This window comes from Dyella nitratireducens (assembly GCF_014642835.1).
GTDB lineage: Bacteria > Pseudomonadota > Gammaproteobacteria > Xanthomonadales > Rhodanobacteraceae > Dyella_B > Dyella_B nitratireducens.
In genome coordinates, this window is sequence record NZ_BMJA01000006.1 from 123,643 (window position 1) to 138,874 (window position 15,232).

General features: G+C 61.7%; 9 protein-coding genes and 1 riboswitch. Of the genes, 1 reads left to right on the plus strand and 8 read right to left on the minus strand.

All coding sequences use genetic code 11. The annotated features are described in order from the left end of the window. Positions 1-32: 32 nt before the first annotated feature. From IEX75_RS22410 to ppc, 8 genes are all read right to left on the minus strand, one after another. Positions 33-1,367: a sensor histidine kinase gene (locus IEX75_RS22410; RefSeq protein WP_229721033.1), complete on the minus strand. Its 1,335-nt coding sequence runs from the start codon at positions 1,365-1,367 to the stop codon at positions 33-35. After that, a complete protein-coding gene (locus IEX75_RS22415) occupies positions 1,357-2,736 on the minus strand; it encodes a sigma-54-dependent transcriptional regulator (protein ID WP_229721034.1) in 1,380 nt (459 codons plus the stop codon). The genes IEX75_RS22410 and IEX75_RS22415 overlap by 11 nt, the downstream gene beginning before the upstream one ends. Before the next feature lie 116 nt (positions 2,737-2,852). Further along, positions 2,853-5,264: an ADOP family duplicated permease gene (locus IEX75_RS22420; protein ID WP_188797958.1), complete on the minus strand. Its 2,412-nt coding sequence runs from the start codon at positions 5,262-5,264 to the stop codon at positions 2,853-2,855. 6 nt (positions 5,265-5,270) lie between these two features. Beyond that, positions 5,271-7,715 carry an ADOP family duplicated permease gene (locus tag IEX75_RS22425; RefSeq protein ID WP_188797960.1) on the minus strand — a complete coding sequence of 815 codons (2,445 nt, stop codon included), beginning with the start codon at positions 7,713-7,715 and terminating at the stop codon, positions 5,271-5,273. After that, the gene (locus IEX75_RS22430; protein ID WP_188797962.1) at positions 7,712-8,476 is read right to left on the minus strand and encodes an ABC transporter ATP-binding protein; all 765 of its coding nucleotides are present in this window, start codon (positions 8,474-8,476) and stop codon (positions 7,712-7,714) included. The genes IEX75_RS22425 and IEX75_RS22430 overlap by 4 nt, the downstream gene beginning before the upstream one ends. 35 nt (positions 8,477-8,511) lie before the next feature. Then, positions 8,512-9,765 carry an efflux RND transporter periplasmic adaptor subunit gene (locus IEX75_RS22435; protein WP_188797964.1) on the minus strand — a complete coding sequence of 418 codons (1,254 nt, stop codon included), beginning with the start codon at positions 9,763-9,765 and terminating at the stop codon, positions 8,512-8,514. Positions 9,766-10,000: 235 nt separating this feature from the next. Further along, positions 10,001-10,630 (minus strand): TIGR00645 family protein, encoded by a 630-nt coding sequence (locus tag IEX75_RS22440; protein ID WP_188797966.1) that lies wholly within the window; start codon positions 10,628-10,630, stop codon positions 10,001-10,003. 135 nt (positions 10,631-10,765) lie between these two features. Continuing rightward, on the minus strand, positions 10,766-13,471 hold the full coding sequence (gene ppc / locus IEX75_RS22445) for a phosphoenolpyruvate carboxylase (RefSeq protein ID WP_188797968.1): 2,706 nt from the start codon (positions 13,469-13,471) through the stop codon (positions 10,766-10,768). A gap of 98 nt (positions 13,472-13,569) precedes the next feature. Beyond that, positions 13,570-13,651: riboswitch (S-adenosyl-L-homocysteine riboswitch) on the plus strand. Positions 13,652-13,714: 63 nt separating this feature from the next. Between ppc and ahcY the strand changes: the two genes are divergently transcribed. Beyond that, positions 13,715-15,148 carry an adenosylhomocysteinase gene (gene ahcY / locus IEX75_RS22450; protein ID WP_188797969.1) on the plus strand — a complete coding sequence of 478 codons (1,434 nt, stop codon included), beginning with the start codon at positions 13,715-13,717 and terminating at the stop codon, positions 15,146-15,148. The last annotated feature ends 84 nt before the right edge of the window (positions 15,149-15,232 follow it).

The window sequence follows — 15,232 nt, forward strand, 5'->3', positions numbered from 1 at the left end:
GGATATCTCAGAGCTTGCACTCCGACCTACGATTAATGTGCTTCGGAAGCTAGCGGCAGCCACAAGCGCGCACGCGCACCGATACCGGTTTCACGTGCCACCAGCATCACTCCTCCGTCGTGTGCTTCGGCAATTTGCCGAACCAGCGCCAGCCCAATCCCGGAACCGCCTGGCTTGGTCGTGAAAAACGGTACGAACAGATTGTCGCTGGGCGGCAAGCCAACCCCTTCGTCTTCCACGTCGATCACCGCATGTTCGCCATCGCGCGTCCAACGGATCGTGACGGTGCCTGCGCCGGGCAACATGGCCTCGACCGCATTGCGCAGCAGGTTGATCAATGCCTGCTCCAATTGATCCGTATCGGCATGCACATGCAAGTCCTCTCCCGACTCGATGCGCACCGGCAAGCGCTGTTCAAGCCGCGCTGTTTTCTCGATCAGACCTGCCAGTTCCACATCACGTCGCTGCGGTGGCGGCAGACGCGCCAGTTTGCTGTAGCTGGATAGAAAGCGGGTCAATGCCGCGGCACGATGCGCGATGACGTCCAAACCGCCGCGGAAATCCTCACGCCAGTCCGCCGGCAAGGCATCACGTGCCATCAAGCTCGCCAGCGTGCCCGCCATCGACTGGATCGGTGCCAATGAGTTGTTGACCTCATGCCCCAGCACGCGCAGCAAGCGTTGCCAAGCCTGTCGTTCTTCCTCGCGCAACACGCGGCCCACATCGTTGATCACCAGCAAGGTGCCGCCACGGCCGTTGCTGCGCAGTGCAGCGTGACGTACATCGAAACGGCCTTGCTGACCAGGAAACGCATGCGTCAGCAAGACCGATGATGGTCCTTGCAGCAAGGTGGCCAGTCCCAACTCCTCGGCGCTGCGTCCAAATAACTGGCTGCGCGCCGCATCGAGCAGGCGCTGGCCGGCAGGATTCAACAGACGCAAACGCGATGCATCGTCGAAGACAAATACCGCGCTATCCAGCGCAGCCAAGGTCTTGCCCAGCAGATGCGAAGATTCTTCAAATTCCAGCCGCTCTTTCTGCAGGCGATCAGCCAGGGCGTTGATGTCATACACCACATCACCCAGCGCACCACCCTGCACGCCACGCAGGCTGTAATCACCCTCGCGCAACGCTTCCAACAGTCCTGCCAGCGTGTACAACGGAAACATGATGCGCCGGAACTGCCAGCGCGCCAGCAAGGCAGTGCCGATCACGACCAACACCACCAGCCCCCAGATCTGCAGCGTGCCTGGCGTACCGAACAATGCCATCAGCACCAAAACCATCACACCGGGAAGCGCGCACAACAGGCTCCCCAGCAGCACGCGCTGCTCGAAGCGCGGCATGGAGGCCGGCTTAAGCGCCACCGGCCTCGCCTGCATCGTCGCGCAAGGCGTGTTTGTCCAACCGGCGATACAGCGCTTGCCGCGTGATACCCAGGGCGTCTGCAGCGTGCTGCAAATTGCCGTTATGGCGTTCCAGCGCGCGTTGGATCAACCAGGCTTCGGCCTGCTCAAGCGTCAACCCTTCGATATCCTGCGCCCCATCAGGCGGGGCGCCGAAAGATAGCGCTGCGGCACTAACCTGATCGTGCTCGGCCAACAGCGCGGCACGCTCCATCAGATGCTGCAATTCACGCACGTTGCCGGGCCAGCGCCACGTTTCCAGCGCACGCTCGGCAGATGGCGCCAAGCGCAAACCGTCGCGGTCGTAGCGCCTTGCACTGCGCGTCAAGAATCGGCTCGCCAGCGGCAAGATATCGGCGACTCGCTCGCGCAAAGGTGGCAGGCGAATTTCCAGCGTGTTGAGGCGGTAGAGCAAATCTTTGCGGAAGCGGCCTTCCGCGACCTCCGTATTTAAATCGGCATTGGTCGCAGAGATCAGTCGCACATCGGTGTTTTGCGTGCGCGAAGAACCCAGGCGTTCGAACTCGCCGTCTTCCAGCACGCGCAACAACTTGGGTTGCTGCGAAGCGGGAATATTGCCGACCTCGTCCAGAAACAGCGTGCCGCCATCTGCCAGTTCGAAACGTCCCATGCGCTCGCTCTTGGCGTCGGTATAGGCACCACGCACATGGCCAAACATTTCCGACTCGAATACAGTCTCGGAGATGCCGCCCATGTTCACTTTGACGAAAGGCCGCGAAGCACGTGTCGACATGGCATGCAGACGTCGCGCAATCACGCCCTTGCCGGTACCGTTTTCGCCCAGCACCAGTACGTTGGCATCGCTGGGCGCTACTCTGGCAACGAGCGACAATACGCGCTGCATCGCCGGCGATTCGCCGATGAAGTCGTCTTCGGCATCATCGCGCAACAAAGCGTTTTCAGCCTCCAGCCGGTGCTCGCGCCGCACGGCTTCGCCCAAGGCGATCTGGGTACGCAGCACATTGAGGAGACGGGTGTTGTCCCAAGGCTTTTCGATGAAGTCCGCGGCACCGCGACGCATCGCTTCCACTGTCAGTGGCACATTGCCCCAGGCCGTCATGGCGACCACCGGTACATCAGGCGCGTGCTGCCGCAGCTGTTCCAGCAGCGCCAGGCCTTCTTCGCCGGACGTGGTGTCGCGGCTGTAGTTGCAGTCGATCAGGATGCAAGCGAATGCATGCCGGCGCACCGCTTCGATCGCCTGCGCGGGATCAGCCACACCAGTGCTGCCAATACCTTCGGATTTCAGCAGCAGGCGCAGGGCCTCGCGCACGTCGGGCTGATCGTCGGCCAGAAGAACTTGTGGCATGGATGGTTTCATGAGGGCAGTGTAGCGAGATGATTTGCATGGGTAGGTTCGGGTGCAAACCCCGACATCACGATGCATCGGTATATCCATGTTGGGGTTCACACCTCAACCTACGCTTATTCATGACGTAACGCGATCACAGGCTCCACAGCAAGCGCACGCCATAGCGGCACCAGCGACGCGATGGCCGCCACCAGCACAATCAAGACCAGCACCGGCAGAAAGACCTGCATCTCGTAACCCTGCGTGCGCAACTGTGCATCCGCCAGCAGCGCAGACCAAGGCAAAGCCACACCGACACCGATCACCAATCCAAATCCAAGCTGAAAAACCAGTTGCCGCCCCACGTGACCGGCGATCGCCAGACTGCCGGCACCAATGGCGCGCCGTATACCCAACTCACGCGTACGCTGGGCAACCGCAAAGGACAACACGCCGTACAAGCCGGCAGCAGCCAAGATCAAAGCGATCAAGCCCACCGCGCTGAACATCTGGATAAGAATGGTGAGCTTGATGCGTGCCATCGCAATGGCTTGCGACTGCGTGCGCAATGCATACAGCGGCACGTCGGGATCCAGTTCGCGGGCGATGCGCGTCAGCGACGGCGCGTACGCCATCGCCTTCTCATGCGTATGCACGGCCACATAAGCACCGCCAACCGGCTGCTGCCATAGCGGCCGCATGAAGCTGGGCAGCGGCGCTTGCAATGCGCCATCAAGCTGCAGTGGCGCCACCACACCGATCACTCGCAGCGTCTCCGGTTGCGGATCTTCCGGGTGCAGCACCAACTGCTGCCCGACGGCTGAGCGCCCCGGCCAAAGCGCCTGCGCCAGGCGTTGATCGATCACCGTCAACCCTTCACTGCCGCGCCGATCTTGCGCGTCAAAGAACCGTCCCGCGATCAGCTTGAGGCCGTAAGTATCGGCGAAATGCTCGTCGACCGCGCCCATCTGCGCACGCTGATAACCTCCCGCGCCACGCGCCTGGCCGTAAGCGGCCACAAACTCGTGGCTGCCCAGCTGTGCATCAGGAATGGTGTTGGCCACCGTGGCATCGAGTACGCCCGGGGCCAATCGCAAACGCTCCACCAGACGCTCGAAATAACGCGATCGCGCGTCATCGTCTGCATACTCGGCGGGCAACATGTGCACACGCGCGGTGAGCACGTACGCCGGGTCAGAACCGCCACCGGCAGGCTTGGCCAGTACACGCTCCAGACCATGGATGAAGGTACCCGCGCCGACCAGCAGAATGACGGTGAAGGCGATTTCCACGACCACCAGCGCTTTGGCGGCGCGCGCAAAGACACCACCACTGCCTGCGCGATCGCCATCACGCAGCGCGTCTTGAAGCTGCATCCGCGATACGTGCCAGGCAGGCAACAGGCCGGACAGCACGGTAGTCAGCAACGCCGCAAGCGCGCCGAGCACGAACAGGCTCGGATCGATGCGAAATTGCAGAAAGTAAGGCGGCGCCGTGTCATTGCTGACCAGCATGCGGACAAACCAATCGAAGCCAAAGTGAGTGATCAGCAGAGCCACGCCGTAGGCCGCGATACTCAGCAACAGGCACTCCACCCACTGCGCACGCAGCAAGCGGCCCTGAGTGGCACCGAGCGCGCTGCGCAAGGCCAGTTCCCGCCCGCGATTGAGCGCCTGCACCAATTGCAGGTTGGCCACATTGGCGCAAGCCAGCAACAACACCATGACGCCGGCTGCAAACATCAACCAGCTATAGCTGCGGATGTTCTCGTCCACAAACCGCAGGGCAAGCGGCTTCATCACCAGATGACGACCCGCACGCTGGCCGCGCAGTGCGCTACCCAGATTGGCTGCCACCGCCTGCCATTCGTCGCGCGCCTGAGTCAGGGACACCGATGGCTTGAGCAAGGCCATGGTTTCCATGTCCTCGTCACTGCCCGGTTGCAAGCGCGCCGGCAGCCATACTTCGCTGACGAAGGGAAAACCGAACGTTTTCGGCAACACGCCGATCACCGTAGCCCACTCGCCATTGATGCGCAGTTTTCGGCCCACGATGCCGCGATCCGCATGGAGGTCGTGGCGCCACACCGTTTCGCCGAGCACCACCACCAGCGGTGCGCCAGGGCTATCGTCCTGCGCGGTAATCAGCCGCCCCAGCAAAGGCTGCACACCCAGCATCGGCAGAATGGAGGCGGAGAGCTTTGTCCCGATATGCGATACCGCGCCCATGCCACCATCCACATCCACCATGAACTGGGTATAGGCACCGGATGCTTCGAAACCATGCATGCCGCCACGTAGCGCCAGAAATTCATCGGCACTCATGTCGTTCAAGCCGGCCGCATCCTGGTTGGCGTATCCCATCGCCACCAGGCGCTGCGAATGCGGGAATGGCAGCGACCTGAGCACCATGCTGTCGACCAGACCAAACAGGAACAACACCACCCCGAGCCCGATGCCCAGCACCCCTACCGACAACGCGGTATAGCCAGGCTTACGCCACAAACGCCGCCACGCATCTTTCAGATCGCGCATGATCATCGACATGGGATGTCAATCTCCCCGCAAGGCTTGCATCGGTTGCACACGGCCCGCACGCCATGCCGGTTGCAGGCACGCCAGCAAACCGGCCATCAACAATACCGCGCAGGTCGTGGCCAGCACCGGTGGGTCGAACAGCGCATGGTGAATCTGCACAACAACCGCACGCATCACGCCGGCAAGCAAAAACGCCAAACCCACGCCTATGGCGAAACCCACCACCATCTGCCACAGGCCATCACGCAGCACGCTATACATCAGATGAGTGGGTGCGGCGCCCAGTGCCATTCGCACGCCAAATTCATGCACGCGCATGGCTACCGCCACCGACATCACGGCGTACAGGCCAGCCGCCGCCAGGAGCAACGCCAAGGCAGCGAACAAGCCGATCAGCAGCAGATTCAAGCGCGTCGCGGCGGTGGTCTCGTACACCACATGCTGCATGCTGCGCATGTTGGCAATCGGCTGGTCGGGCGCCACGTCCGCCACCGCGGCAGTCACTGCTTTGCTGTAGCTGCCAGGATTGCCATGCACGCGCAGCACGAAGCGCAAAGGGTGAACAGTGCGGTACAAAGCCAGCAATGCATCCGGCATTTGCTGCATGGGCAGATAGAACAAACCCTCCTTCGTACCCAGGGGACCAAAGGGACTGATGTTGTCGAGCACGCCGACAATGCGTGCGGAGACCTGCGGGAGACCAACGTCATCGGCGTCGATGATCAAGGTTTTGCCCAGTGCATCACCGCCATACAGGCTATCGGCAAGCGCTTGATTGATGATCGCCACCTGCTCCCCGCCTTTTCTGTCCATGCTTTGAAACACCCGCCCCTGGCGTGCCGTCATGCTGAAGGCGGCAAAGAAATCGGGGCTGACGGCACGAAGTTGTGGCGTATTCGCAATCGGCTCTGCACCCGGCGCGTGCACGCCGCCGATGTAGAACGCTTGCTCACTGTCACCTGCAGGCAAAGCCGTGGTCGCGGCAACCTGCTCGACACCCGGCAAGCCACGCAGACGTTCCTCCAAACGTTGTATCAAAGTTTGCACGGATGCTGCGTCGGGATATTTCCCTTCCACCGGCGCCAACTCGAAGGTAAGTACGTGATCGCTGGAAAAACCCAAAGGCGTGCGCGCTGCATCGTACAGCGCATGCAGAAATAGGCCCGCCCCACTGAGCAAGGTTCCAGCAAGCGCAACCTGCACCACGACCAAGACGCGTCCCAACCAACCGCCGTGCCGGCCTACGCCGGTACGCCCACCTTCGCGCAAAGCGTCCATGGAGACCAAGCGCATGCTGCGAAAAACGCCCAGCGCCGTGGCAAGCAAGGCAGCAGCCACGCCGCAGATCATCGTGATGACCACGGTCGAAGCCTCGATTGACAAACGGCTACCCACCAGCCAATCGGCAGGAATCAAGCCTTGCAATCCATGCAAGCCAAATATGGCCAGCACGATGCCCGCCGCGCTGCCCACCAGACCGATCAGCGATCCTTCCGCCAGCAGCGGCAGCACTCGTCGTCCCCACGTCGCACCGAGGGCAGTGCGCACGGCCATATCGTGATAGCGAGACAGTCCACGCAACAACAGCAGATTGGCGAGATTGCCCCACGCAATCAGCAGGACCAGTGCGGCACTGGCGAGAAACATCATCAACACTGGCTTGGCGTGCACGCGCATGGCGACTTGCAGATCCGACGCCACGAAGCGCTTTGTCTTCATGTAATCGGCCACCCAACCACCTTCCGCGGCATACAGCGCGTGCATGCGCTCATCGAGCTGAGCACTTACCGCTGCAACTTTCACGCCGGGTGCCAATCGGGCGATTGCACGGTAATTGGTGCCGTCATCCGAGACATCTTCTGGCAGGGCAAAGGGCAACAATATGTCGCCTTGCTGCAAACTGCCATCCGTTGGCAACACACCAATGATGGTATGCGTGACACCCTCGATCGACAGGTTGTGACCGACGATATCCATTCGGCCGCCGTACCGACGCATCCAGAAACCGTGACTCAATAGCACTACCTTGGGACCGTTGGGACGATCTTCCTCTATTGAAAAATTCCGTCCCAGCACGGGATTTACACCCAACGTTGGCAACAGGCCGTGGTCGATATGCAGCATCGGCACCAACTCCGGCACGCCATCACCGGCAATATTGGCCGAACGCGTAAAACCATCGATCAGTCCCAACGACACCACGCCCTGCATGCCAGACATATGCTGATATTGCTGCGGCGATGCCCACCACGCAGCACCGTCCTTCTGTCTGCCCAGAGCTACCAGGTACGAGGCTTGCGGATAAGGCAAGGGCCGCAACAACACGCTGTCGATCAGCACGTAGACCGCAACACTTGCACCCATACCCAGTGCAAGCACGCCACTCGCCAACAACAAAAAAACAGGGCGACGCAGGCTTGCACGCCAGGCACGCCAGAGTTCAGCGAACCAAACGTTCATGCGCCAACCTCGACGCGCGGCCCGATCAGCGCATCCAGCCGCTGTTCGTCTTCGCGGCGCAGGCGTTCAAAAGTTTCCTCATCGACCACGCGCCCGTCGAACAGGCGCACCTTGCGCTGGGCGAAGTCGGCATAGCGTGCATCGTGCGTGACCATGCACAGGGTGGCGCCGCCTTGATGCAACTCGTTGAGCAATTGCATCACCGCTTCGCCGTTGCGTGAATCGAGGTTGCCGGTGGGTTCGTCGGCGAGCAGGATGGCCGGCTTGCCCACCAGTGCACGCGCGACCGCAACACGCTGTTGCTGGCCACCGGAAAGCTGCGCCGGATAGTGCCGTGCGCGGTGCGCCATGCTGACGCGTTCCAGCGCCTCTTGCACACGCGCACGTCGTTCGTGCGCGTCGATGCCGCCGCGATAGGTGAGCGGCAATTCCACGTTTTCCTGCACGGTGAGATCGCCGATCAGGTTGAAGGCCTGGAAGATGAAGCCGATTTCCGCATTGCGAATGCGTGCGCGCTGCGCGGCGTTGAGCGCACTGACATCATGGCCATTCAAGACATAGATGCCGGTACTGGCGGTATCGAGCAAACCCAGGATCGACAGCAAGGTGGTCTTGCCGCAGCCGGAAGGGCCGGAGATGGAAACGAATTCGCCGCGGCGTATGTTCAGGTGCACGTCGCTAAGGGCATGCGTTTCCACTTCATCGGCCTGGAAGACTTTGCGGATGCCCGTGAGCGTAATGACGGCGTTCGGCTGGGTCATGGTTTTACCCTAGGAGTTGGTTTCATTCGCATCACTCACTTCACCCTGATGCGCTCATATTTATCCCACTGACTGGTGTCGGACAGAATCACCTGATCGCCTGCCTGCAAACCATGCATGATCTGCACACGATCGACCGATGCCGCGCCGATCCGCACCGGCACACGCGTGGCGACATGGCTGGCCGGGTCGAGCCGGAACAGGCCGAGGTCGCTATCGGCACGCGCCAGGGCTGGGCGTCCGACCGATAACACGTTGTCCAGCTTCGCGATCAGGATGCGCCCGTCGACCGACAGATCCGGCCGTGCGCCGGGCGGCAAAGGACCGGTCACGTTCACATCCACCTGCACGCTGCCGTTGCGCACCGCCGGATCGATGCGCTCGACCTTGCCGCTGGCGATGCCGTTATGCGTATCCACATCGACCGACATACCCAGGTTCACATCCTTGACCTCCACTTCCGGAACCTGCAAGCGCGCCATCAGCACATCGGGGCGCGCCACGCGAGCGAGATTGGTGCCGGCCGCCACCTGGGCGCCTTCCTGCACGGCAACCTCCTGCAATACGCCGACAATACCGGCCTTGAGGTTCAGGGCGTCAGCCTGGTGCTGGCGCAAGGCCAAGTTGCTCCGTTGCTGCAGCAGGCTGGCACGTACGGCATCCATCTGCGCCTTCATGCCGGCGGTGAAGCCGTCGACGCGTTGCCGCTCCACTTCGACCTGTGATTGCAATTGCGCTACCGCAATCTTTTGCTGCTCGTAATCCACTTCTGGAATTGCGTGCACCTCAATCGCCTGCGCATAGGCTTCGCTCTTCACCTTCGCCGACGCGCAATCGGACTTGGCGCGCGACAAAGCTGCGCGCGCATCCAGGAGTTGCGAGTTGAGTTCCGCCTGCTTGGCAGCAACGTCGGCCTCCGCCGCAGCGACTTGCGCTTGAGCGTTATGCAAGGCGTCCTCCACGCCAGGGTCGGACAGGCGCATCAGCACGGTATCGGGCTGAACCTGCGCGCCAGGTAGCACCAGGATTTGCTCCACCTGTGCCGACGTTGCCGCCGCCAGCCAGCGGCTTTCACGCGGCACCAGGGTGCCGCTGGCGTTGACCTCGCGCAGCATCGGCCCACGTTGCACGGTGTCGATCCAGAGGCTCGCGCGGTCGACGTCGGGCAAGGCGGGGTCCAGGCGCAGCACGAACAGCGTCAGGCCCAGCACAACGATGGCGATGGCTGCTCCGATCAGGTGAGTCTTGCGTCGCTTGCGTAATTTCAGGGCGGGGTTGGCAATATCCATGCGGAGCTTATGGCAATCGCCGTGCCAAGCGCCGGAGGGTTGAAAATCAAGGACTTTGCGAACTCATGCGTGGGAGGCTGTCCGTTTTCGGATGGTTCCATGGCGGAACCGGACGTTGCATAGATTGGGTTTGCAGCGCATGGCGCGTACTTAAGCACTCATCTCGATCACCGCGAAAGATTATTCCCTCCCCTGCTAGCGCAGGGGAGGGAGCGCATCATGGCAAGTGTCGCGATCAATGCTCCTCGGTCACCTTCGCGAGGTGCGCGTGCATGATTCGATCGGTCCAGGCTATCCCGATCGCGGAAAGAATGAAAACCACATGGATGATGGTCTGCCACATCACGCCGATGGGCGTCAGCGTGGCGCACTTGAGCATGCTGCCGCCTTCATTCGCCTGTGCGATGCTGATCAGCATCTCGGGCGAACAAAATGGCAGGCCGGTCAAGGTGCCGGCGGCGATGAACGTTTTGAGCAGGTGAATGGATGAAATGCCGATGATCGCCATCGCCAGTTTCACCTTCAGCACGGATGCGTTGACATGTGACAACCATTCCGGCTGATCCGGGTGGCCTTCCAGGCCCAGCCGCGATACGAAGGTTTCGTAGCCGCCGACGATTACCATGATCAGCAGGTTGGAAATCATCACCACGTCGATCAGGCCGAGCACGATCAACATGATTTCCTGCTCGCCCAGGCTGGGCGCCTCATGGATCAGGTGCCACAGCTCTTTGCCGAACAAATACACGTACACGCACTGCGCCACGATCAGGCCGACATAGAGCGGCAGTTGCAGCCAGCGTGAGCTGAAGATCAGCAGCGGCAGTGGGCCGAGGCGGGGTCGAGGATGGAGAGGTTGATCCATAAAAGCTTTCTCGTCTGAGAAGAATTCCTAATTATGTTGTCGCCATTGTTGCGGGAACGCGTAGGTTGGGGTGCAAACCCCAACATTGCCATCTTCCGAGCACCACGATGTTGGGGTTTGCACCCCAACCTACGCTCATCCCGTGTTTTGCAGCCCTTGCGCCACTCCGTTGACGCACGCCACCAGCGCACGCAGCAGATGATCGTCACTGCGATCACTTGTGCGCCAGCGCTGCAGCAAATCCACCTGCAGCAAGCTCATCGGATCGACGTAAGGATTGCGCAGGCGGATCGACAGCGACAAACGCGGATCGTCGCGCAGCAACTCATTGCTGTTCTTGAGCTTGAGCAGCCAGTGGCGAGTGCGTTCGAATTCCTCGCGAATCAATCCGAAGAACGGGTCATGCAATGACCCTGCAAGCTTGGAGAATGCTTCGGCAATATCCAGGTCGCACTTGGCCAGCACCATCTCCACGTCATCCAACGCGTTGGCAAAGAACGGCCAATCGCGGGCCATTTCCATCAGGACGGCTTCGCCATGCTCGGCAACCGCTGCCTCAAGCGCCGTGCCCAGGCCATACCAGCCGGTGATGATGGAACGGCATTGCGTCCAGGCGAATACCCACGGAATGGCACGCAGGTCTTCCACACCGCGCATGCTGCGCCGACGCGAAGGACGCGAGCCGAGCGCCATCTGTTCGATGACATCGATCGGCGTGGCGGCACGGAAGTAGTCGACGAAACCCTCACGGTCGACGAAGGCACGATAGGCGCGCCGGCTTTCCGCTGCCGTGGCGGTCATGATGTCGCGCCAATGGGCTTCGCGCGGGTCTTCGTCGCGCGGGCGCACGCTGGCGCGCAACACGGCGCCGACGGTCTGTTCCAGATTACGCAGCGCGAGTGCGCGAATACCGTATTTGCGATGGATCACTTCACCTTGTTCGGTCACGCGCAGGATGCCGTTGACTGAACCACGCGGCGAGGACATCAACGCTGGCGTGATGCGCGCACCACCACGGCTGGCCGAACCGCCGCGGCCGTGGAAGAACGCAAGGCGAATACCGGCTTGTTGCGCCACGTCCAGCAATTCCACTTGCGCGCGCTGCAAACCCCAGCGCGACGCCAGCGTGCCGCCGTCCTTGCCGCTGTCGGAATAACCCAGCATCACCCACTGGCAATCGTCGCGCGCGCGCAGATGGTCGCGATAGACAGGATCGTCGAGCAACGCGCGCAGGGTGTTGGGTGCGTTTTTCAGATCGTCGACGGTTTCGAAGAGCGGTGCGATGTCGAGCGGAACGTGTGTTGCATTGGCGAGACCGCCATATCTGGCCAATGCCAGCACGGCCAGCACGTCGGCAGCCGAACGAGCCATGCTGATGATGTACAGACCGGTCGCGTCCACACCATAACGCTGACGTGACTCGTGCAAGGTGGCGAACACCGCGCGCAGGGATTCCGCTTGTGCTTCGTCGGTTTTTTCAAGCGCGCATTCGCCACCTGCATACGGGCGCAACGTGGCGACGCGTTCTGCTGGTGAACGCTGCGTCCACGTTTCGTCGCGCAGCAAGGCAGCCAGCGCATCATCATGCACGCGCGAATCCTGCCGCACGTCCAGGCGCGCCATGTGAAAACCGAAGGTGCGCACGCGCCAGATCAAGCGGCGCACGGCATACGCACCCGCGTTGAGGCCGCGATGATCGATCAGGCCATGCACGATCAGCAGCAAGTCATCGATCAATTCATCGGCGGACTGATAACCCTCTGCATGCCCATCTTCGAGCGTGGCTTCGAGCCGTGCCCGAATCAACGTGAGCAGGCAGCGATACGGCATGTCTGCATGGCGCGGACGAATGGTGGCGGCGGCACGGGGGAACTGTTCGCGATAATCTGCCAGCCGCTTCAGCAGCGAAGGTTCGAACGCCACGCGGTCATCGGTCTGGCTGAGCAGACGCGCCAGCACATCGACGTCCGCGATGTAATGCTCCAGCACGTGCGCGCGCTGCGTGGCCAGGCTGTTGGCAATGGTGTCGGCACCGACGTTCGGGTTGCCATCCATGTCGCCACCTACCCAGGTGGCAAAGCTCAACAAGCGTGGCAACGGCACGGCCACACCATAGACATCCTGCAAACCGTCGGCGAGCAGTTCGTAGAACGCGGGCACGATGCGGTAGATCGGATTGGCGAGGTAGAAGCCAACGTGATGGTGCTCGTCCTGCACGCTGGGCCGGATCGGCGAAGCCTCAGCCGTCTGCCAGCCGGCCGACAGCGCCATGAAGATGCGGTCGTCGTCTTCCTTGCGTTCTTGCGGCGTACGGGTGGGATCGAAGTTGTCGACCAGCGCGCGCACGACTGCCTGCTCTTTTTCGAGCAAGGAGCGGCGGATGGCTTCGGTGGGATGCGCCGTGAATACCGGCTCCACCTTCAGCTTGTACAGCCATTGCAGCAGCTCATCGGCACCTACGCCTTGCTCCTTCAAGCGTTGCAACACGTCGAACAGCGATTCGGGCTGCGCCGTGCCGCTTTCGCGCTGGTAGTCGCGGCGACGGCGGATGCGGTGCACGCGCTCGGCGGTGTTCACCGCCTGGAAGTAGGTGGCGAACCCCCGGGCCAGCGCCTCGGCGGCTTCGGGGTCCAGCCCGGCCAGCGATTCGGCCAGGTCATCCACGGCGCGGCCTTCACGGCGGCGGCGGATGGACGCGGTGCGCACCTGCTCCACGCGCTGGAAGAAGCCCTCGCCGCCCTGCTCGGCCAGCATGCGTCCCACCATCGCGCCGAGCCGGTGCACGTCTTCGCGCAGCGGGCCGTCGTGGGGCAGGAATTCAGGGTCGCGAGTGGCTTCCATTGAGGCCTCCGATGGTCAGTCCCCTAGCCTACCTAATTTATGCGGCAGTGCGGCAATCCATTCGTCATAAGCCGTGTTCTATGGCTAGAATGGACGTCTTCGCCGAGGGGCGCTGCGACCGTAGGGAACTGCTACGGCCAGGCTCGGTGGATGCCTCGAATGCAACGGCGCTCATGACGCGATTCCGCGTCGGCCTGGCCTCCCGGGCCGGGTTTTCCCCATGAGAATCGGAGACATCCCTCCATGAATGCTGTCACCAACGAATCCGCCACCCACGACTACAAGGTCCGCGACATCTCGCTGGCCGACCTCGGCCGTCGCCGCATCCGCATGGCCGAAGAAGAAATGCCCGGCCTGATGTCCATTCGCGCCCGCCATTCGGCCGACAAGCCGCTGAAGGGTGTGCGTCTGTCCGGCTCGCTGCACATGACCAAGGAAACCGCGGTGCTGATCGAGACGCTCAGCGCCCTCGGTGCCTCGGTACGCTGGGCTTCCTGCAACATCTTCTCCACCCAGGACGACTGCGCCGCCGCCGTGGCTGCGGCCGGTATCCCCGTGTTCGCCTGGAAGGGCGAGACGCTGGAGGAATACTGGGACTGCACGCTCGACATGCTCACCCATCCTGGCATGAAGGGTCCTGAGCTGATCGTCGACGATGGCGGCGACGCCACGCTGCTGATCCACAAGGGCGTGGACATGGAGAACGGCGACAATTGGGTGAACACCCCCAGCGGCAATCACGAAGAACAGGTCATCAAGGATCTGCTCAAGCGCACCGCCAAGGAGCGTCCCGGTTTCTGGAAGAAAGTCGCCGCTGACTGGAAGGGCGTCTCCGAAGAAACCACCACCGGCGTGCATCGCCTCTATCAGATGATGGAAGCCGGCAAGCTGCTGGTACCGGCAATCAACGTCAACGACTCGGTCACCAAGAGCAAGTTCGACAATCTGTACGGCTGCCGCGAATCGCTGGCCGACGGCATCAAGCGCGCCACCGATCTGATGGTGGCCGGCAAGGTGGCCGTGGTGTGCGGCTACGGTGACGTGGGCAAGGGTTGCGCACATTCGCTGAAGGGCTTCGGCGCACGCGTGATCGTGACCGAGATCGACCCGATCAACGCCCTGCAAGCAGCGATGGAAGGCTTCCAGGTCACTACCGTGGAAGAGACGCTCGGCATCGCCGACATCTACGTCACCACCACCGGCAACAAGGACATCATCACGCTGGAACACATGGCGGCGATGAAGAACAACGCCCTGGTGTGCAACATCGGCCACTTCGACAACGAAATCCAGATGGATCGCTTGAACGCGGCCAAGGACGTGACGCGCGAGAACATCAAGCCGCAGGTGGATCGCTATACCTTCGGTAAGACCAACCACAGCATCTACATGCTGGCGGAAGGCCGCCTGGTGAACCTGGGTTGCGCGCACGGCCATCCGAGCTTCGTGATGTCCAACAGCTTCAGCAACCAGACGCTGGCGCAGATCGACCTGTGGGCGAACAAAGACAAGTATGAGAAGACGGTCTATCGCCTACCGAAGAAGCTGGACGAGGAAGTGGCTCGTCTGCATCTGGAGCAGATTGGTGTGAAGCTGACCAAGTTGACGCCGGAGCAGGCGGCTTACATCGGCGTGCCGATGGAAGGGCCGTACAAGCCGGATCATTATCGTTATTGATTGCTCCACGCTCCCTCTCCCCTTTGGGGGAGAGGGTTGGGGTGAAGAGCAACCTCGCCTCAATGCATAACTACACCTCACCGT